Genomic DNA, 19,615 nt, shown 5'->3' on the forward strand with positions numbered 1-19,615 from the left:
CGGATTCCGCGTCGGCCCTTTCTCCCTACCCCGGGCTCTCGTCCCCCAGGCCAGTCACGTTAGTGAAACGTTGTCATTTCCGAAGGCCCCCGCTTTCATGGGCGGGGGAACCGACGGGATGACGTCCTGGGGTTTCGGAGCCGATTACAGATCGGCGATAGCGGCCAGCGGGGGCGTGCGGGCGGCTCGGATGGCGGGCCACAGAGCGGCCAGCACACCGACGAAACCGGAGGCCAGGAGCATCAGGATGATCTGACTCCAGGGGACGGCGATGGTCGCGATGCCGAGATCCTTCAGGGTGCTGAGGAATCCGATGCCCAGGCCGATGCCGAGGATGACGCCGACCACCGCGCCGAAGATGGCGATCAACATGGATTCGAGGTAGATGCTGCGACGCACCTGCGGGCGTTGCATGCCGACCGCGCGGAGCATGCCGATCTCGCGGCGGCGTTCCACGACCGACAGGGCCAGGGTGTTGACGATGCCGAGGATGGCGATCACCACCGCCAGGGCCAGCAGGCCGTAGAGGATGGCCAGCAGGGTGTCGATCTGCTTGCCCTGCGCGCCCTTGAAGTCCTCGCGGTCCTGGACCTGGACGATCACGTACTGCTCGGTGGCCTTCTCCAGGTTGGTGCGCATGGCCGGCAGATCCGCGCCGGGTTGGGCGGCGACCAGGACCAGGAAGCTGCTCTGGTAGCTGACCGGCACGGTCCGTTCGTACAGGGACATGGAGGTGACCAGGTTCTGCAGCAGCTGGGTGTCCTTGTAGACGCCCGCCACGGTGACCGGGAACTTGCGGTAGTCCAGGCTGGTGATGTCGACGGTGTCGCCGACCCGCCAACCGTGGTCGGCCGCATAGGTTTCCGAGACCATGATGTCGTCGGCGCCGAGCTGGTCGGTGCCTTCCCGCATGGTGTAGTCGAGCACCTTGGTCATCTGGCCCTCGGGCGCGGTGCCCAGCACCTGCTTGCCGTCGACCTTCAGCGCGACCCCGTGGAAGGCCACCACATCCTTGACCTGCGGCACCTGGGCGACGGTGGCGGTGGCGGCGAGGGGGACGCCGATCAGGCCGCCGGGTGGGCCCGCCAGCATGTAGTCGGCCTTCACACCGTGGTCCACCAGTTCGCTGATGCTGGCCTTGGCCGAGGACCCCAGCATGCCGATGGCGGACACCAGCATCAGGCCCAGCGTCAACGCGAACGCGGTCGCCGCGGTGCGCCGCGGATTGCGAATCGCGTTGTTGCGCGCCATCCGTCCGACCGGGCCGAACGGCCGGGTCAGCACCCCGAGCGCCGACACCACCGGCCGCGACAGCGCGGGCGAGGCGAACAGCACCGCGAGAATCAGTGCGGCCGCGCCGATCCCGACCACCGAGGCGGCCGTCCCGCCGGTACCGCGCGCGCCCAGGACCACCAGCACCACACCGGCCACCGCCAGCACCGCGCCGACAATGGTCCGCAGCCGCAACGACTCTCCGGACGAATTGGACTCCGACCGCATGGCCTCCACCGGCGGCACCTTCGCCGCCCGCCGCGCCGGCGCGTACGCGCTGAGCACCGTCACGACGGTGCCGACCACGATCGCCACCACCACGGTCCGCGTTTCCAGCGACATGGTCCCGGTGGGCAGACCCAGCTTGAACGCGTTGAGCAGTCCGGACAATCCGAACGCCAACCCGACGCCCGCGGCCAGACCCAGTGCGCTGCCGATCAATCCGACGATCAGCGACTCCCCCACCACCGACCGCGCGATCTGCTGCCGGCTCGCGCCGACCGCCCGCAGCAGCGCCAGCTCCCGCAGCCGCTGCGCCACCAGCATGGAGAAGGTGTTGTAGATGATGAACGTGCCCACCAGCAGCGCGATGGACCCGAACGCCAGCAGGAAGTAGTTGATGAACTTCAGCGCGTTGCCCAGCTGCGCCTTGAAATCCTCCCGCACCTCGTCGGCGTTCTGCACCTTGTATTCGGGCAGCGCCGCCTTGATCTCGTCGCGCAGATCGTCGGCCTGCACGCCGGGCCGCGCCGCGACGTCCACCCACGCCACGTGCTTTCCGTCGGTGAACAGCTGACGCGCCTGCGTGTCCTCGAACAACAACTGCACGAAGCCACCGGTATCGGAGGAGCCGTCGATCTCGTAGATGCCGGACACGGTCACATCGACATTGCCCTTGGACGGCACCAGCACCTGGGTGCGATCGCCGACCTTCAAACCGGCCCGATCCGCGCCGCCGTTGTTGATGGAGATCTCACCCGGCTTGGTGGGCGGAACCCCATCGACGTACTTCTCCGGCTCGGCCACCGACTTGTCCGGCGGCAGATACGACTGCCCGAAAGCCGGTGCGCCACCGGTCTGTACGGCGTGCCCGTCCTTCAACAGCACCACGGGCCCGTTGACGCTCGGCGCGACGGTCCGCACGCCGTCCATCTGGGAAATCCGGGTCACCACATCGTCCGGCACGCCGAGCGACTGCTGCCCCTTGGGCTGCACCCGCACGTCCACGCCCTTGGCCTGATTGGCGAAGATGCCGTCGAAGGTGCTCTGCAGGGTGTCGGTGAAGATGAACGACCCCGAGATGAAGGCGGTGCCGAGCACCACCGACAGCAGGGTCAGCACCAGCCGCACCTTGTGCGCGGCGAGATTGCGCAAGGCGACCTTGCGCATCGGGGAGCCGGCCATCAGAGCTCGTCCTCCCCGGCCGTCGTCTCCAGCGACTTCATCTTGTCCAGAATGGAATCCGCGGTGGGCTCGCGCAGCTCGTCCACGATCTGGCCGTCGGCGAGGAACACCACCCGGTCGGCGTGCGAGGCCGCGCGCGGATCGTGGGTCACGATCACCACGGTCTGCCCGAACTCGTCGACCGCGGCGCGCAGGATGGACAGCACCTCCCCGGAGGAGTGCGAGTCCAGGTTGCCGGTCGGCTCGTCACCGAAGATGATGTCCGGCTTGCCGGCCAGCGCGCGAGCACAGGCCACGCGCTGCTGCTGGCCGCCGGACAGCTCGGCGGGCCGGTGCGTCAGGCGGTCGTTCAGGCCGAGCCGCTTGGTCACCGTCGCGAGCCACTCCTCGTCGGGCTTGCGGCCCGCGATATCGAGCGGCAGTGTGATGTTCTCCAGCGCGGTCAGGGTGGGGACCAGGTTGAACGCCTGGAACACGAAGCCGATCCGGTCACGGCGCAGATTCGTCATCTGCTTGTCCGAGAGCCGGGTCAGATCGGTGTCACCGATGTGGACGGTGCCCGCGGTGGCCGCGTCGAGCCCCGCCAGGCAGTGCATGAGCGTCGACTTCCCGGAGCCCGAAGGGCCCATAATCGCGGTGAACTCCCCCTTCGCGAACTCGGCCGTGACCCCGGCAAGCGCGCGGACCTGTGTATCGCCGGAGCCGTAGACCTTCACCAGGTCGGTCGCGCGAGCCGCGGCCGTGTCGGTGCCTGTGTCGAGAGTGACGGATTCCGAGACGTTCGAAGTCATGCAGTCCAGTGTGTCTAGCTTCGCGGGCGGATGCCATCCGGGATGTCCCTGATGGCCGTGTCCTCACCAAGTCCACACAAACGACCGGGTCGGGGCCTCAATTGATGGGGGCGGCCCGCCACCAGTCCAGCAACTGGTCATCGGTGGCGAGGAAACCGGTGCTGTACATGAGGAAGACGTGCTGACCGTCCCCGGCGTGCTTGCCGTCCTTCTTTCCGTCCTTCTTGCCGTCCTGCGCGTGGAATTCGGTCACCAGGCGCGGGCGCAGCAACGCGCTGTCGTTGATCCGGTAGTTCGTGTACACGGTGCCGTGGACCTTGACGTCGGAACGGGTGTAGCCCGGCAGCGCGGCGAGCGCCGCCTCGGCGTCGGCGGCCGAGCGGTACATGACGAACCGGTAGGCCGGGTGGCCGACACCGCCCGCGCAGTTCCACGCCACCACCCACTCGCCCAGGTCCGGATCGCCGGAACCGGTCTCGGGCGGCGGCGCGGACCGCGGATAGGTGGTACAGGCCGCGCCCTGGTAGCCGATGCCGGAGTTGGTATCGGCGGCCGGGTCGGCCGGCGGCAGCATCTGCGGGAACCGCTGGCTGATCAGCTGGGCGTCCGTGCCCGAATGCTCGGGGATCCCGGCGGGCTCGGTGGTCTCGGCCGGCGCGGGCGCCTCCTCGGTGCTCGGGGCGGGCGCGGCGGTGGTGGTCACGGGGGTGTTCGAGGTCGCGGCCCGGTCGAGTACGGCCAGGCAGCCCGCGATGCCCACCAGAGGCAGCACCACGATCGCGGCCGCGCCGATCAGGCAACCGCGCAGCCTGGAGCGCTTCCTACGCGGCGCGGGCGGGGCCGGCGGCAGCGGACGCGGGGGCGTGGTCACCGGAGCCATCGCGGTGTACCGCATCGTCCGGCGCGCTCCCGGAACGGAATTCGGATCGACGCCCGCCGGGGCGTTCAGCACCGCCGTGGGGGCCGGGCCGGATTGTCCCGGCGGCCCGCTGTGCCCGAGCGGCGCGGGCGCGAGGAACTGCGTCGCACCCGCCGGATTCTCCAGCGCGTCCTGCGCCGCGACGGCGAACTCGCCGCACGAATCGAACCGTCCCTCAGGGTGTTTCGCGAGGGCCCGGGCCAGGACGGCGTCCAGGGCCGCGGGCAACCCGGGCCGCAGCGCGCTCACCGGCGGCGGCGCCTGGTTCAGGTGACCGTGGATGATGCCGACCGGATGCTCGGCGTCGAACGGCACGTTCCCGGTCAGCAGCCGGAACAGGGTGCAGGCCAGCGAATACTGGTCCGACCGCGGATCGAGCGGCTGACCCGAGAGCTGTTCGGGCGAGGCGTAGGTCAGCGTCGCGGTGAACGAGCCGGTCTGGGTGAGCTTGCTCGCGTCGTCGCGCAGGCGCGCGATACCGAAGTCGGCGAGGAAGACCCGCTCCTCGCCGTCGGCCCGCTCCAGCAGAATGTTGGCGGGCTTGACATCCCGGTGCAGCACTCCCCGCTTGTGCGCGAAGTCCAGCGCCCGGGCGGTCTCGGCGATGATCCGGATCGCCTCGCGCGGCGGCAGATTCGCCGCCTCCAACTGGGACGCGTCGGGCCCGTCGACATAGCGCATCGCGATCCACGGCTGCGCGTCGTCGATGCCCCGGTCGTAGATCGGCACGATGTTCGGGTGGTCGAGCCGGGCGATCAGATCGCCCTCCCGCTCGAAGCGGCCCCGGATCTCGGCATCGCCGAACAGCTCCCGGCCCAGCAGCTTGAGCGCGATCAGCCGAGGCAGGCGCGGATGCCGGGCCAGATAGACCGCCCCCATGCCGCCACGCCCGAGCTCACGTTCGATCTCGTACCCGGCGAACAACTCCCCGCTGCGCAGCACAAGAACCCTTCCGACCGACTCTGCTTCGGTCCGCGACCCTACGTGCCCCGCGCGGGGGCTGTCATCCGCCCAGGTCAGCTCAGTTGATGGGGGCGCTCTTCCACCACGTGACGACGTCGTCGATGCTGCCGACCAGGCCGTCGGTGTACATCAGGTACTGGGTGCGGCCGGGGTCGGTGAAGGCGGTCACCATGCGCGGGTGGCTGTCGTCGGTCATCTGGTAGTTGGTGTAGGTCTTGCCGCCGTTGGTGTCCTGGGTGGTGGTGTCGGCGGTCAGGCCCTTCACCACCGACTGCGCGGCGGCCGACGAGGAGTAGGCGAAGATGCGGTAGAAGGGGTCCTTGTTGTCGCTGCCGCCGTAGCAGCGCCACTGCACCTTCCAGTCGCCGAAGTCGGGGGTGCCGTCGGTGGCGTCGGAGGAGACCGGTGAGTCGGCCACCCAGCAGGTCGCGCCATTGATGCCCTTGCCGCCGGTCTTGGTGGCGGGCAACAGCTTCGGGAACTCCTTGGCCGCCGTCGACCAGTCGATCGACTTGTCGCTCTTGGGCGCGGCCCCCGGCGACGTGGTGGCCGAGATGGTCGGCGACCCCATCTTGTCGTCGCCCGCCTTGCTGCCTATCGCGGCCAGCACCACGACCAGGACGATCAGCAGCACCACGGCCGCGGCCACGATGCCGATGATGAGCCCGGCATTGGACTTCTTGGGCGGCATCGGCCCGGCGAGCGGCGCGATCGGCGGCCGCTGCTGCTGGCCAGGGCCCGCGTAGCCGTAGGCCGGGGGCTGCGTGTACTGGTTGGTGCCGTGGCCGGTGTAGCTGCCGGTCACCGGCTTGGGCGGGACCGGATTGACCGGATTGACCTGTGTCGGAGCCGGATACGGCACGGCCGGGGTCGGCGGCGTGGTCTGCGGGCGCGCGGTCTGCATGGGGCCACCGGTGACCGGCATCCCCGTCTGGTGCGCGCCGCCGGTCAGCGGATTGCCGGTCGGCAAGGGCCCACCGGTCTGCATCGGCCCGCCGGTCGGCATCGCGCCACCGGTGTACATGGGCATCCCGGTCTGCATGCCGCCACCGGTCAGCGGCGCGACCGGGGCCGGTCCCCCGGTGTAGGGCATGACCGGCATGGGCGGCGCGGTCCGGTTGACCAGCGGGATGGCGGGCGCGCTCGGATTCGCGAGCGCGCTGCGCGCGGCCGCCGCGAAGTCGCTGCAACTGGCGAAGCGGTCCTCGGGCCGCTTGGCCATGGCCTTGGCGATCACCAGGTCCATGCTCGGCGGTAGTCCGGCCCGCGCGCTGCTCAGCGGCGGCGGCGGATTCTGCAGGTGCCCCTGGATGACCGCGGCCGGGTTGGTGGCCGAGAACGGCCCCGACCCGGTGAACAGCCAGAACAGCGTGCACGCCAGCGAGTACTGGTCGGAGCGGCCGTCCAGCGCGGATCCGGTCAGCTGTTCCGGCGAGGCGTAGGCGAGGGTCGCGGTGAACGTGCCGGTCTGGGTGAGATGACCGCTGTCGTCGCGCAGGCGGGCGATGCCGAAGTCGGTCAGGTACACCCGCTCGCCCTTACCGCCGGTGGAGCGGGCCAGCAGGATATTGGCCGGCTTCACGTCCCGGTGCAGCACCTCGTTGCGGTGCGCGTAGTCCAGGGCGTCAGCCATCTCGGCGACGATCTGCACGGCCCGCTCGGGCGGCAGGGTCTGCGGATTCACGCTGGCGGCGTCGATGCCGTCGATGTACTGCATGGAGATCCACAGCTGGCCGTCCTCGAGCCCGCGGTCGTAGACGGTGACGATGTTGTGGTGGTCCAGCTGGGCGACCAGGTCGGCCTCGCGTTCGAAGCGGGCCCGGACCTCCTTGTCGAAGACCATCTCCCGATTCAGCAGCTTGAGCGCCGTCAGACGGGGCAGCCGCGGGTGTTTGGCCAGGTACACCGAACCCATGCCACCCCGGCCGAGCTGCCGCTCGATGACATACTCAGCAAAAACGTCACCTTCGGACAGCATGACGATCTCCCACTTCCCACTCCACGCGCCGGGACCCACCAGCGTGCGGAGTACCACAGACGATCGGCGTGATCGTTAACGGGCCGATCCGGAAAACACCGAAACTGTAGCCGATCCGACCCGCGCCTCGCGCCGGGCCGGGCGCGCCGCGCGAACCTGCAGCGTTCGCCTGCAACGGTATTCACCTCCTCTGATCGGCCGGGCTTCGGAATTCCTACCGAACTATCTACGCACGACCCGCTAACGCAACACTCAACGTTTGCTTGTCGTCCCGGCCGGACCCGCCCTGAGCTGTCGGGGGTCGGGGATACGCTGGGCGTATGCGCATTGGAGCTCACGTCCGGACGGACAGCGACCCGATCGGCTTCGGCGAGCAGCTCGGGGCCGATGTCATCCAGATGTTCGTGGTGGATCCGCAGAGCTGGGACAAACCCACACCCCACCCGCTGACCGAGCAGATCAAGGCCAGCGACATCGACGTGGTGGTGCACTCGTCGTATCAGATCAATGTGGCCAGCCTGAACAACCGGCTGCGCATGCCCTCGCGCAACGCGGTGGCGCAACAGGCCAAGGCCGCGGCCGACCTGGGAGCGTTCGGCCTGGTGGTGCACGGCGGGCACGTCCGCTCCGACGAGGAGATGGCCGAGGGATTCGTCAACTGGCGCAAACTGTTCGAACGCCAGGCCGACAAGGGCGGGTTCCCGGTGCCGATCCTGATCGAGAACACCGCCGGCGGGAATCACGCCATGGCACGGTATTTCGACGATATCGGGCGGCTGTGGGACGCGGTCGGCGAGTACGGGGCCGGGTTCTGCCTGGACACCTGCCACGCCTGGGCGGGCGGTGAGGAACTGGTCGGGATCGTGGAGCGGATCAAAGCCATCACCGGGCGCATCGACCTGGTGCACCTGAACTCCTCACGCGACGCCTTCGACTCGGGCGCGGACCGGCACGCCAATTTCGCCGACGGCACCATCGATCCGCAGTTGCTGGCGGAGGTGTGCCGCACCGCGGGCGCGCCGGTGATTCTGGAAACACCCGCCGACGGCGTGGCCGACGATCTGAAGTATCTGCGCGAACACCTGGGCTGAGCGCCCGCGGCGGCCGCCGCCGTCCTTTCGATCCCGCTGATCCTGAACCTGTTTCGGCGGCGCACCCGATGGTGTCCTGATCATGGCTCGAATCCGGGCCGGACTCCATCGGGCGAAAGGCATGGCATGTCCGTCGATTACGCAACTTCCACCCCCACGGTCGTGCAGCTGGGCAGCAGGATCGGCGCGCGCATCGACGGCGTCCGGCTCAGCGGCGACCTGGATTCGGTGACCGTGCAGGCCATCCAGGACGCGCTGCACAAGCACAAGGTGATCTTCTTCCGCGGCCAGGAGCACCTGACCGAGGACGGGCAGTACGAGTTCGCACAGCTGCTGGGCGCGCCCACTACCCCGCACCCGACCGTCACCTCCAAGGGCGTCAAGACCCTGCCCATCGACTCCGAGTACGGCCGCGCCAACAGCTGGCACACCGATGTGACCTTCGTGGACCGGGTACCGAAGGCGTCCATCCTGCGCGCGGTGCACCTGCCGTCCTACGGCGGCTCCACCACCTGGGCCTCCACCGTGGCCGCCTACGACTCGCTGCCCGCGCCGCTCAAGGTGTTCGTGGAGAACCTGCGGGCCCGCCACACCAACGCCTACGACTACGCCGCCGACCGGACCGAGGTGGCGCGCGGCGAGAACGCGGAGGTGACCGCCAATATCAAGGCCTACCGCGAGGAATTCGAGTCCAGCTACTACGAGACCGAGCACCCGGTGGTGCGCGTGCACCCGGTGACCGGCGAACGCGCCCTGCTGCTCGGCCACTTCGTGAAGAACTTCGTCGGCTTCTCCGCCGCCGAATCCCAGGCCCTGTTCCAGCTCCTCCAGAACCGCGTCACCCGCCTGGAGAACACCACCCGCTGGAACTGGCAGCTGGGCGATGTCGCGATCTGGGACAACCGCGCCACCCAGCACTACGCCATCGACGACTACGACGGCCAGCCCCGCCGCCTCACCCGCATCACCCTCGCGGGCGACGTGCCGGTCGACGTGCACGGCGACCCCAGCACCATCATCACCGGCAATGCCGAGCACTACTCGATCATCGAGGAGGTCACGCCCCGCGCCGCCTGAAACCCGGCGCGGAGCACCGCGATCGGGCCACACCGGGTGCTGCCACTCACCCGCTGTTGCCCGTTGTCGCGGACCGACCCGACTCGATGCCATGGGCCGCGTGCCACACGTACACCCCGCGCCCCATGGCCGGCCGGTCCGACGACACCAACCTCTCGTCGTCGCACCGGCCTTTCGTCGTTCACCCGGTGGTTCCTCCGACCCGCACGCATCGGAGGAACCCGTAGCCCTCGCGCACTGTGCGCTGCACCATAATGGTTCGCGGCCCGTCTCGTTCTGGACTGAGCGGAGCGGGGGAGCGAAGCGGAGGAGCGCAGGGAGGGAAGAACGAGACTTCCAGGGCCGCGAACCCGCCCGTAGCGAAGCGGAGGGCACATTGGACACGGAGATTCGGCCGCTCGACGGGGTTCGGGTTCTGGAGTTGGGAAATTACGTCGCCGCGCCTACGGCCGGGCGGATACTCGGGGACTTCGGCGCCGAGGTGATCAAGGTCGAGCGGCCGGAAACCGGTGACGAGCTGCGGAATTGGCGGCTGTACGGCGGCGATACCTCGATGCTGTACCGGACGGTCAACCGGAACAAGAAGTCGATCACGCTGGATCTGCGGACCGAGGCGGGGCGCGGGATCGTGCTCGACCTGATCAAACAGTGCGATGTGCTGCTGGAGAACTTCCGGCCGGGGATGCTCGAGAAGTGGGGTCTCGGGCCCGAGGTGCTGAACGCGGCGAATCCGGATCTGGTGATCACGCGGATCTCCGCCTACGGGCAGACCGGTCCGCTGTCGCAGCGGCCGGGCTTCGCGGCGGTGGCCGAGGCGGTCGGCGGGCTGCGGGAACTCGTGGGCGATCCGGATCGGCCTCCGGTGCGGGTCGGCGTGTCCATCGGCGATTCCATCGCGGGCATCTACGCCGCCTTCGGCACCGTCATGGCCTTGTTCCAGCGGGAACGGGTGCGGCGGGTTCCGTTGGAGCAGCGCGTCATCGACGTGGCGTTGAACGAGTCCATCCTCTCGGTGATGGAATCGCTGGTGCCCGACTATCTGGCCTACGGCATCAATCGCGAGCGGGTCGGCGGGCGGATGGAGGGCATCGCGCCGAGCAACGCCTATCCGACCAGTGACGGCTACAGCATCATCATCGGCGGCAACGGCGATGCCATCTTCCAGCGCTACATGCAGGTCATCGATCGTCCCGACCTGGCCGCCGACCCGGAGTTGCAGGACAACGCGGGACGCTGGCGCAACCGCGATCGACTGGACGCCTCGATCGCCGAATGGACGCGGCTGCGCACCCGTGAGGAAGCGCTGAAGGTGCTGGAGGCGGCCGCCATCCCGTGCGGGCCCATCTACACCGCCGCCGACATCGTCGCCGACGAGCAGTACAAGGCGCGCAATATGATCCAGCCCTTCCCGGTGGACGTGGGTGAGCCGGAGCCCAAGGAGGTCGGTTTCCCCGGCATCGTCCCCGTGATCGGCGGGCAATCGCTGCCCATCCGCAATGTCGGCCCGGACCTCGGCGAGCACACCCGCGAGGTGCTGTCCGAGCTGCTCGGCCTGACCGACGCCGAGATCGATGCCCTGGAGGCGAAGTCATGACCCTGCGCGATGTCACGCTGCGCGACGGACTGCAGCTCACCGGGAAGGTGCTGCCCACCGAGCGCAAGGTCCAGATCGCCCGGCAGCTGCTGGCCGCGGGCGTGCCGGAGCTGGAGATCGGTTCCATGGCACGCCCGGATCTGGTGCCGCCCATGGCCAATACCCTCGAACTGGTCGAACGGCTGACACCCGAGGAGCTGGATCGCTGCTGGGTGTGGGTGGCCACGCCGCGGCACGTCGCCAAGGCCGCCGAGGCCGGGGTGCGCAACTTCCAGTACTGCTTCTCGGTGTCGGACGCGCACAACAAGGCCAATATCGGCCGCACCACCGAGGACAGCCTGGCCGCCATGCCGGAGGCGGTGCGGTACGCGCACGAGGCGGGCGGGCGCATCCAGCTCTGCCTGGCAACGGCTTTCACCTGTCCGTTCGACGGGCCGGTGGATCCCGCGCGGGTGCTGGCCATCGCGGCCGATCCGCGCGCGGAGGGCGCCGCGGACATCGTGATCGCCGATACCCTCGGGCAAGCGTATCCGGGTCAGGTTGGCGCACTGGTGGCTTCGGTGGCCGCGACCGGGCACTGGGGAACTCCGCAGCACCGCATCGTCTTCCACGGGCACGACACCTGGGGTATGGGGGTGGCCAATTCGCTGGCGGCGCTGGCCGCGGGCGCGGGCGTCGTGGACGGTTCGCTGGGCGGGCTGGGCGGCTGCCCGTTCGCGCCGGGCGCCTCCGGGAACACCTCGAGCGAGGATCTGTTGTTCGCGACCCGGCCGGAATGGTTCACACCGTCCGTATTGTCGGACTTGGTGTGCATTTCCGGGGATTTGCTGAAAGAACTCGGCGAACCGAATCGATCCCGGACCATCGAAGGCGCGAACTCGGAAGCCACGGCATTCGAGTGGACAATTACCAACCGGAATTGATTCGCTAGAAATTAGCTATCGTGCGCGTCGGCGCGAATCTTGAGCAGAATCAGGCCCGCGGTACAGGCCAGGATCAAACCCGCGACGGTGATCTCCACCCGCAGTCCGGCAATACCGAGAATCGCACCGGTGAGGCCGCCCAGAAAGAACAGCCAGGCGGCGATGCGGGCCAGGAGCACCGGCACCCGCGGCGTCGGAGGGGCCGCAGGCTCTCCGGAGCGCGCCGATGCGCGCAGCGGGGATATCGAGAATGCACCCATCATCCACTCCTCGGTGACGCCCGGCAGGTTCGCGAATCTTCGGCGCGCCCCTCGGCTAATTTCGAGCGTCTCTTGTGTAACTTTGGACACACATTACGGCCCGGCAACGGAAAGTCCATGCGACGCGTATGCAAAACGCGCCGAGTTTACTAATTCGATATTTGAATCACCGCTGTTTGAGATATTTTCGAGGCCCCGGAAATGCGTCGAACGGGTCCTCCGATCGAACCGACCACCCGCCTGGCCGATGCCCATCGCCTCCGTTAGGGTGAGCCCACTCGATACGAATCAGGAGTGCCACTCATGGACGGCAGCAACGCCCGCGCGGACGACCACGCGGTCACCCCGTGGCGTCGCCTGCCCAAGCCCGTGGTGTACGCCGCGGCCGCGGTCGGCACGGTCTCGGCGGGGCTCATCCTGCTCGGCGCGTGCGGTCTCGGCCACACCGACACCTATGTCGCGCCGCCGCCGCTCAACGCGGATCTGCAAGCGGCCCCGGTGACTTCGGCCAAGAGCGGCGCCTCCGCCACCCCGGCGATCGTCATCCCGCCGTCCCCGACCTGGCGGGTGGCCGCCGACCAGCCGTCGCGGCGCGCTCCCATCTCCACCGTCACCGGCACCCCGGAGGATCCGGCCGACCCGAGCAATACCCGCTCGACCCCGGCCCGCCCGACCACCACCACCCGGCCGGCGACGACCGAATCCAGCCGGACCACAACGGAATCCCCGCGCACCACCACCGAGGCGCCGGTCACCACCCGCCCGGAGACCACGCAGCCCCCGAGCGCCTCGCCCACGGACCACGCGGCTTCGGACACCTCCGACAACTAGTCGAACACCTCGGACGACCAGCGCGCCTTCGACGTTCGGCACGCCTCGGACGACCGGCCTCTACCAGTCGCCGTCCTCGACGGGCTTGCCCTGCTTGTCGCCCAGCTGATGTACCTGACCGGGCGCCGGCGGCTGCCACGGTTCAAGGTCGTCACCCAGCCAGTCACCGACCGGGACCACCTTCGCGAGCGGATCGGCGGGCGCGAGATCGGTTGCGTCCGAATCGAAGTAGTCGAACCAGGGTAGGCCGGCGGCGGTGTACGCGGCGCGGTCGACCGGCGACGGCGGCGCGGCCTCGCCGGTGATGCGCCGCCAGTCGGGCGGGGTCACCAGGTGCACGAAGACGCGACCCGAGCGTTCGGTGGACCAATCCGCCAGGGGGCGTTCGTCTTTGTAGATCTGCTGCCGCATGGTGCCGCCGACGCCCAGTCCCATGGCGGTGGCGCGCGGCGCCCCGGCCGGATGACCACCCGGGGCCGGCGGCGCGCCGTAGGCCGGAGCCGCGGCCGGGGGCGGCAGAGCGCCGGGGGCTCCGGCCAGGAAGGCGGAACCCGACTTGCGGTAACGCCGCCGGGACGCCCGCTCGCGGCGTTCCTCCTCGGCCTTGCGCCAGCGCGCCAGTTCGAGATCGTTGAGCGCGAAGTTCTGGAGTTGAATCCCGCCCCAGGTCTCCTCCCCGGTGACCTGGCCCTCCACGGTCGCGCCCAATCCGAGTGGCACCGCGACGAATTGCCGGATGGTGCCCTTGCCGGAATTGATGCCGTCCAGCCACGGCTGCCGGGGCAGCACCACGTAGTTCTGCGGATCGCGATCGAGCCGGGCGCTCCACGGCTTCCCCGACACCGCGCACACCTTGCCCACGCCGATCTGCAGCGCCGCGGGCTCCTTCGCGGAGAACGACAGCCACATGGCCTCGCGCAGATACATGGGCAGCATGACGCCACCACGTTCGGCCCATTCCGGCGGCACCGAGGCGGCGTAGTCCGCCACCCGCCGCACCGGGAACTCACCGAGCCCGGGCGGCAGCGGATGCGTCCCCTGCTCGGGCAGTCTCAGCGTGCGGATGAACCGCACCCCCACCTCACCGGGCAACACCAGGGTGTTCCCGTCCAGCCGTACGGCGTCTCCTCCCATGCTCCGACCCTACGCCCGCCAATCCGTATGCCGACACCGGAATTTCAGCTTCGCACCCCGGACCGACACCCGAACGCACCCCGCTCGTGGCTCGAGCGGGGTGCGTTCGGGGGCTCCGGGTCAGAACTCCACGAGGCTGTACTCGCCGACCCGATCGCTGAGCACCCGCAGGTGCTCCAGGTCGCCGCCCAGGGTGCGGGCGATGGCGGTGAGCCGGGCGACATAGTGGCTCACCGGGTACTCGGTGGTGATGCCGATGCCGCCGTGCATCTGGATCGACTCCTGCCCGATGTGCCGTGCCGAGCGGCCGACCTGCAGCCGGGCCCGCGACGCCGCGACCCGGTCCGCGGAACCGTCGGCCACCGCCGCGGTCGCGTACAGGCTCATGGAGCGGGCCAGCTCCAGCGAGACGTACATGTTCGCGGCCCGCTGGGTCAGCGTCTGGAACTTCGACAGCGTGACCCCGAACTGCTTGCGCGTCTTCAGGTAATCGGTGGTGAGCCGCATCGACTCCTCCATCGCGCCCAGCGATTCCGCGCACAGGCTCGCCTGCGCCGCCACCGTGACCGCGTCGATCACCGGCTGGGCGTCGCCGCCCTCGCCGAGGAGTTCGGCTGCCGCGGAGGCGAATTCGAGCTGCGCGCCACGCCGCCCGTCGAAGGTGCGGAACGGGGTGCGGGTGACGCCGTCGGCGTCGGCGGCGAGCAGGAAAAGCCCGACTCCCCCGCCGGGCAGCGCGGCGCTGACCACCAGCTGGTCGGCGCAGTCGCCGTGCGGCACCGGGTTCTTGACGCCGGTGATCCGGTAGGCGTCCCCGTCCGACACCGCGGTGGTGGCCAGATCGGTCGCGGGCCACCGGGCGCCGGGCTCGTCGTGCGCGAAGGCCAGCAGGGCCTCCCCGCCCGCGAGCGCGGGCAGCACGCGCTGCCGCTGGTCGGCGCTGCCCGCGCGGGCGATCAGCCCGCCCGGGACCAGCACGGCGTCGAGGTAGGGTTCGGGCGCGTTGCGGCGGCCGATCTCCTTCATGACGACCATGGTCTCGACCGGGCCCGCGCCCACGCCGCCGTCCGCCTCGTCGAAAGGCAGTCCGAGGACGCCCAATTCGGCCAGCTGCCGCCACACGTCGCGGTTCCAGCCGAGCTCGGTGTCGATGACCTTCAGACGCGTCTCCGGGTCGTAGGCGCGGCCCAGCAGGTCCCGGACCGTATCGCGCAGCATGACCTGTTCATCGGTGAGTTCGAAATCCATGGCGGCGGCTCACAATCCGAGGATGGTGGAGGCGATGATGGTGCGCTGCACCTCGCTGGAGCCTCCGTAGATGGTGGTCTTGCGGTAGTTGAGGTACCCGGGGCCGCTGCGCTGCGCCCAGCCCGGCGAGGCGATGTCGGCGGCGTTCACCGGCAGCGCGTCCGGACCGGCGATCTCGAGCAGCAGTTCGGTGGCGGCCTGCTGCAACTCCGAACCGCGCAGCTTCAGCACCGAGGAGGCCGGATTCGGCTTGCCGTCACTGGAATTCGAGATCACCCGCATCAGGGTGAGCTCCAGCGCCAGCAGCTCGTTCTCGATCTCGGCCACCCGCGCGGCGAAGACCGGATCCTCGAGCAGCGTGCTGTTGCCCGAACGGATCTGCGCCGCATGCTCTTTCGCGACGCCCAGCTTGACCTTGGTGCGGCCCACGCCGGTGATGCCGGTGCGTTCATTGCCGAGCAGGAACTTGGCGTAGGTCCAGCCCATGTTCTCCTCGCCGACCAGCTGGTCGGCCGGGACCCGGACGTTCTCGAAGAAGACCTCGTTGACCTCGTGGTGGCCGTCGATCAGCTTGATCGGGCGGATGGTGACGCCCGGGGTCTTCACGTCGAAGAGCAGCATCGAGATGCCCGCCTGCTTCTTGGCGTTCGGGTCGGTGCGGACCAGGCAGAAGATCCAGTCGGCGTACTGGGCCAGGGTGGTCCAGATCTTCTGGCCGTTGACGATGTAGGACTCGCCGTCGCGGACCGCCGTGGTGCGCAGCGAGGCCAGGTCCGAACCCGCGTCGGGCTCGGAAAAGCCCTGGCACCACCAGATGTCGAGGTTGGCGGTCGGCGGCAGGAAGCGCTGCTTGAGCTCCTCGGAGCCGAACTGGGCGATGACCGGGCCGATCATCTGGGCGTTGAAGGTGAGCGGCTCCGGCACCGACGCCAGCTGCATCTCGTCTTCCCAGATGTGCAGCTGCATGGGCGAGAAGTCGCGGCCACCCCATTGCACCGGCCACTTGGGCACGGCCAGGTGGTTCTCGTTGAGGATGCGGTGGGTGGTGACGATGTCATCGCGAGAGAGCTCGAGACCGTATTTGACGCGGTCACGGATCTCCGCCGGGATCTTGGTCCGGTAGAACTCGCGCAGTTCGTCCCGGAATGTCACCTCATCGGGTGAAAGGGCCAGCTTCATTGCTTCTCCCGAGCGTCGCTGTGATGTCGCCATCAAACCTACCCCCCGGTAACGATCCATTTGTCACCCGGATCACACCGACGGGGCGGCTCGGCGGCACCGGGACCGACCTGAACTGGTAGGTTGCCCGAGAACCCCACACCCGCAACGCAGGAGCAGCCAGAGTGAACGGCAGCACGCTTTTCCGGCGCACGGCGGCGATCGCCGCGATGACCACCGCCGCGGCCCTCAGCACCACCACGGCCACTGCCGATCAGCCCCGCACTCCCGCCGAGACCGGCGTCGAACAGCTCGCCCACGCCGTCGGCGACGACGTAGCGGGCAAGACCGCGGTCGCCGACATCGCCAAGGCCGCCCAGCTGGTCGCCGCCGCGAAGCTGGAAAACGTTCAGTTCACACCATTCTCGTACCTGGCCCCCACCCTGGGCTGCGGCTTCAACATGCCGTTCAGCCTCACCTCGGCCACCGCCGTCACCGGCGTCGCGGGCCCGGCCACCACGGTGTCGCTGCCCGCGGGCAATGTCAGCTTCCAGGTCATGGCCCAGCAGAACGGCTTCCCCCTGTCCTCCGGCCTGACCGTCGCCTGGCTGAACGTGAACAACGGCCGCAGCGGCATCGTCCCCCTCGACGACCACACCGAGTACAGCCTCCCGACGCTGTCCAAGACCGTCGAGACCGGGCCGGGCACCATCATCGCCTCGCTCTGGGGCACCATCGACTACCCCAACGCCCGCTGCGTGGTCCTCCCGACCGTCGGCCTCTCGACCGTCCCGGACGCCCCCGCGGTCCAGGCCACCCCGCCCGCCACCACCCCGGCGGCCCCGGACGCCTCCGGTGCGACCCCCTCCGTCAGCCCGGCCGCGCCGACCACTCCCGCACAGACCCCGGCCGACAACTCCGGCTCCGGCAGCGCTCCGGCCTAGACCGCGCCACCACCGAAAACACAACGCCCGCATCCATTCCGGATGCGGGCGTCGTCGTTTCGGAGCGCTGTGTCAGAAGCGCGGCTTGCGCCGATGCTGGTCCGGGCGCTTGCCCTCGCGGCGCGGGGCGCGGCTCATGGAGCGCTGTCCGGGCGGGCCGCCGTCCAGGGTGAGCTCGATGAGCTGACCGCTGATCCGGGTGCGGCTCAACGCGTTCAGCGTTTCCTTGGACAGGTCGGCGGGCAGCTCCACCAGCGAGTGGTCCGGGCGGATGCTGATGTGCCCGAAGTCGCTGCGGCGCAGGCCGCCCTCGTTGGCGATGGCGCCGACGATCGCGCCGGGGGCGACCTTGTGGCGCTTGCCGACCGAGATCCGGTAGGTGACCAGTTCCGCGCCGGTCTGACGGTGCCGCGACGGGACGCCGGGCTCACGCCGTTCGCGCGGGCCGCGCTCGCGATCGTCGAAGGAACGCGGGGCGCGTTCGCGGCGCTCGCGCGGGGCGGGCTCCGGGTCGGGCTCCATGAAGAAGCTGTCGCCGTCGTGGCCGCCGACCGCCAGCGCCGCCGCGATGTCCACCAGCGGAATGTTGTGCTCGCGCTCGTATTCCTCGATGAGCTTGCGGAACAGCGGCAGGTTGTCCGAGGCCAGGTTGTCGGTGATGGCGTCGTGGAACTTGGTGACGCGTTGCGCGTTCACGTCCTCGACGCTGGGCAGCTGCATCTCGGTGACCTGCTGGCGGGTGGCACGCTCGATGGCGTCGAGCAACCGGCGCTCGCGCGGGGCCACGAACAGCAGGGCGGTCCCGGTGCGGCCGGCGCGACCGGTGCGGCCGATGCGGTGCACGTAGGACTCGGTGTCGTGCGGGATGTCGTAGTTGACGACGTGCGAGATGCGTTCCACGTCCAGACCGCGGGCGGCGACGTCGGTGGCGACCAGGATGTCGAGCACACCCGACTTGAGCTGGCCGATGGTGCGCTCACGCTGCGCCTGCGCGATGTCACCGTTGATGGCCGCGGCGGAATACCCACGCGCGCGCAACTTCTCGGCCAACTCCTCGGTGGCCTGCTTGGTGCGCACGAACATGATGATGGCCTCGAAGGGCTCCACCTCGAGGATGCGGGTCAGCGCGTCCAGCTTGCGCTGATGCGACACCTGCACCCAGCGCTGGGTGATGTTGGTGTTGGTGGAGGTCTTGGTCTTGACCGTGATCTCGACCGGATCCTTCAGGTACTGCTTGGAGATCTTGCGGATCACCGTCGGCATGGTGGCCGAGAACAGGGCGACCTGCTTCTCCGCGGGCGTGTCGCGCAGGATACGTTCGACGTCCTCCTGGAAGCCCATCTTGAGCATCTCGTCGGCCTCGTCGAGCACCAGGTACTGCAGCTCCGACAGGTCGAGCGTGCCGCGCTCGAGGTGATCGATGACGCGACCCGGGGTGCCGACCACCACCTGGGCGCCGCGCCGCAGCCCCGACAGCTGCACCGCGTAGTTCTGACCACCGTAGATCGGCAGCACATGCGTTCCGGGCATATGGGTGGCGTACCGGCCGAACGCCTCCGCTACCTGGATCGCCAGCTCACGAGTCGGGGCCAGCACCAGCGCCTTCGGCGCCTTGCCCGCCCCGTGCATGCCCTGCAGCACCGGGATGGCGAACGCCGCCGTCTTACCGGTACCGGTCTGGGCGAGACCCACCACGTCATGGCCGTCCAACAGCGGCGGAATCGTCGCCGCCTGGATCGGCGACGGCGATTCGTAGCCGACATCGGCGATGGCCCGCAGAATGCGGTCATCGAGCCCGAGATCGGCGAAGGACGGGCCGGAAACGTCCCTCTCGTCGTCAGTGGGAACGCTGTCGGCCGGTGAGGTGCTCATTGCCATGGATTTTACTGCCTGCTAGCTGCGGGCTTGACCATCGGGTGAATACCCTGGGAGTCGTGCAACCGGACAACCCGCCCGCGCCCGCCCTCCCGACGCCCTCGAGTCCGGTTTCCGGACTCGGAAATACCGAAGCCGCTCCTGTCCACAGCT

15 protein-coding genes are annotated in these 19,615 nt (G+C 69.2%); 6 read left to right on the forward strand and 9 right to left on the reverse strand.

Features of this window, described 5'->3' with window-relative positions:
* Positions 1-144: 144 nt before the first annotated feature.
* The 4 genes from ACQPYY_RS27885 to ACQPYY_RS27900 all read right to left on the reverse strand — a co-directional run bounded on the left by ACQPYY_RS27885 (position 145) and on the right by ACQPYY_RS27900 (position 7,327).
* On the reverse strand, positions 145-2,676 hold the full coding sequence (locus ACQPYY_RS27885; protein WP_379093965.1) for an ABC transporter permease: 2,532 nt from the start codon (positions 2,674-2,676) through the stop codon (positions 145-147).
* Positions 2,676-3,467 carry an ABC transporter ATP-binding protein gene (locus ACQPYY_RS27890; RefSeq protein ID WP_433591584.1) on the reverse strand — a complete coding sequence of 264 codons (792 nt, stop codon included), beginning with the start codon at positions 3,465-3,467 and terminating at the stop codon, positions 2,676-2,678. Before ACQPYY_RS27890 ends, ACQPYY_RS27885 begins: the two co-directional genes overlap by 1 nt.
* 97 nt (positions 3,468-3,564) lie before the next feature.
* Entirely contained in the window at positions 3,565-5,328 is a 1,764-nt protein-coding gene (locus ACQPYY_RS27895) for a protein kinase domain-containing protein (protein WP_433591585.1), read from the reverse strand.
* 79 nt (positions 5,329-5,407) lie between these two features.
* Positions 5,408-7,327, reverse strand: coding sequence for a protein kinase domain-containing protein (locus ACQPYY_RS27900; RefSeq protein ID WP_433591586.1), 1,920 nt, complete (start codon positions 7,325-7,327; stop codon positions 5,408-5,410).
* Between the two features lie 320 nt (positions 7,328-7,647).
* On the opposite strand from ACQPYY_RS27900, the gene ACQPYY_RS27905 reads away from it, so the two are divergent.
* The 4 genes from ACQPYY_RS27905 to ACQPYY_RS27920 all read left to right on the forward strand — a co-directional run bounded on the left by ACQPYY_RS27905 (position 7,648) and on the right by ACQPYY_RS27920 (position 12,012).
* A complete protein-coding gene (locus ACQPYY_RS27905) occupies positions 7,648-8,418 on the forward strand; it encodes a deoxyribonuclease IV (protein WP_433591587.1) in 771 nt (256 codons plus the stop codon).
* Positions 8,419-8,544: 126 nt separating this feature from the next.
* Entirely contained in the window at positions 8,545-9,495 is a 951-nt protein-coding gene (locus ACQPYY_RS27910; protein ID WP_379093950.1) for a TauD/TfdA dioxygenase family protein, read from the forward strand.
* 376 nt (positions 9,496-9,871) lie between these two features.
* On the forward strand, positions 9,872-11,089 hold the full coding sequence (locus ACQPYY_RS27915; RefSeq protein ID WP_433591588.1) for a CaiB/BaiF CoA transferase family protein: 1,218 nt from the start codon (positions 9,872-9,874) through the stop codon (positions 11,087-11,089).
* Complete coding sequence (locus ACQPYY_RS27920; protein WP_433591589.1) at positions 11,086-12,012, forward strand: hydroxymethylglutaryl-CoA lyase; 927 nt, start codon at positions 11,086-11,088, stop codon at positions 12,010-12,012. Before ACQPYY_RS27915 ends, ACQPYY_RS27920 begins: the two co-directional genes overlap by 4 nt.
* 11 nt (positions 12,013-12,023) lie before the next feature.
* Here ACQPYY_RS27920 and ACQPYY_RS27925 read toward each other — a convergent pair whose 3' ends face one another.
* Positions 12,024-12,272 (reverse strand): hypothetical protein, encoded by a 249-nt coding sequence (locus ACQPYY_RS27925; RefSeq protein ID WP_433591590.1) that lies wholly within the window; start codon positions 12,270-12,272, stop codon positions 12,024-12,026.
* 303 nt (positions 12,273-12,575) lie between these two features.
* On the opposite strand from ACQPYY_RS27925, the gene ACQPYY_RS27930 reads away from it, so the two are divergent.
* Positions 12,576-13,103, forward strand: a complete 528-nt coding sequence (locus ACQPYY_RS27930; protein ID WP_379093939.1) for a hypothetical protein — start codon at positions 12,576-12,578, stop codon at positions 13,101-13,103.
* 60 nt (positions 13,104-13,163) lie between these two features.
* On the opposite strand, the gene ACQPYY_RS27935 is transcribed toward ACQPYY_RS27930, so the two are convergent.
* The 3 genes from ACQPYY_RS27935 to ACQPYY_RS27945 all read right to left on the reverse strand — a co-directional run bounded on the left by ACQPYY_RS27935 (position 13,164) and on the right by ACQPYY_RS27945 (position 16,664).
* Positions 13,164-14,237, reverse strand: a complete 1,074-nt coding sequence (locus tag ACQPYY_RS27935; protein ID WP_433591591.1) for a hypothetical protein — start codon at positions 14,235-14,237, stop codon at positions 13,164-13,166.
* A 120-nt stretch (positions 14,238-14,357) separates the two neighbouring features.
* The gene (locus ACQPYY_RS27940; RefSeq protein WP_433591592.1) at positions 14,358-15,485 is read right to left on the reverse strand and encodes an acyl-CoA dehydrogenase family protein; all 1,128 of its coding nucleotides are present in this window, start codon (positions 15,483-15,485) and stop codon (positions 14,358-14,360) included.
* Between the two features lie 9 nt (positions 15,486-15,494).
* A complete protein-coding gene (locus ACQPYY_RS27945; RefSeq protein WP_433591593.1) occupies positions 15,495-16,664 on the reverse strand; it encodes an acyl-CoA dehydrogenase family protein in 1,170 nt (389 codons plus the stop codon).
* Between the two features lie 164 nt (positions 16,665-16,828).
* On the opposite strand from ACQPYY_RS27945, the gene ACQPYY_RS27950 reads away from it, so the two are divergent.
* Positions 16,829-17,587, forward strand: coding sequence for a hypothetical protein (locus ACQPYY_RS27950; RefSeq protein ID WP_433591594.1), 759 nt, complete (start codon positions 16,829-16,831; stop codon positions 17,585-17,587).
* Positions 17,588-17,659: 72 nt separating this feature from the next.
* Here ACQPYY_RS27950 and ACQPYY_RS27955 read toward each other — a convergent pair whose 3' ends face one another.
* Positions 17,660-19,459: a DEAD/DEAH box helicase gene (locus ACQPYY_RS27955; RefSeq protein ID WP_379093924.1), complete on the reverse strand. Its 1,800-nt coding sequence runs from the start codon at positions 19,457-19,459 to the stop codon at positions 17,660-17,662.
* Positions 19,460-19,615: the final 156 nt, after the last annotated feature.

The organism is Nocardia sp. CA-145437 (genome assembly GCF_050956485.1).
Lineage (GTDB): Bacteria > Actinomycetota > Actinomycetes > Mycobacteriales > Mycobacteriaceae > Nocardia.

Coding starts and splice junctions, on each gene's coding strand:
- ACQPYY_RS27885 (WP_379093965.1), bottom strand. CDS start 2,676: ATGGCCGGCTCCCCGATGCGCAAGGTCGCCTTGCGCAATCTCGCCGCG.
- ACQPYY_RS27890 (WP_433591584.1), bottom strand. CDS start 3,467: ATGACTTCGAACGTCTCGGAATCCGTCACTCTCGACACAGGCACCGAC.
- ACQPYY_RS27900 (WP_433591586.1), bottom strand. CDS start 7,327: ATGCTGTCCGAAGGTGACGTTTTTGCTGAGTATGTCATCGAGCGGCAG.
- ACQPYY_RS27905 (WP_433591587.1), top strand. CDS start 7,648: ATGCGCATTGGAGCTCACGTCCGGACGGACAGCGACCCGATCGGCTTC.
- ACQPYY_RS27910 (WP_379093950.1), top strand. CDS start 8,545: ATGTCCGTCGATTACGCAACTTCCACCCCCACGGTCGTGCAGCTGGGC.
- ACQPYY_RS27920 (WP_433591589.1), top strand. CDS start 11,086: ATGACCCTGCGCGATGTCACGCTGCGCGACGGACTGCAGCTCACCGGG.
- ACQPYY_RS27925 (WP_433591590.1), bottom strand. CDS start 12,272: ATGGGTGCATTCTCGATATCCCCGCTGCGCGCATCGGCGCGCTCCGGA.
- ACQPYY_RS27930 (WP_379093939.1), top strand. CDS start 12,576: ATGGACGGCAGCAACGCCCGCGCGGACGACCACGCGGTCACCCCGTGG.
- ACQPYY_RS27935 (WP_433591591.1), bottom strand. CDS start 14,237: ATGGGAGGAGACGCCGTACGGCTGGACGGGAACACCCTGGTGTTGCCC.
- ACQPYY_RS27940 (WP_433591592.1), bottom strand. CDS start 15,485: ATGGATTTCGAACTCACCGATGAACAGGTCATGCTGCGCGATACGGTC.
- ACQPYY_RS27945 (WP_433591593.1), bottom strand. CDS start 16,664: ATGAAGCTGGCCCTTTCACCCGATGAGGTGACATTCCGGGACGAACTG.
- ACQPYY_RS27955 (WP_379093924.1), bottom strand. CDS start 19,459: ATGAGCACCTCACCGGCCGACAGCGTTCCCACTGACGACGAGAGGGAC.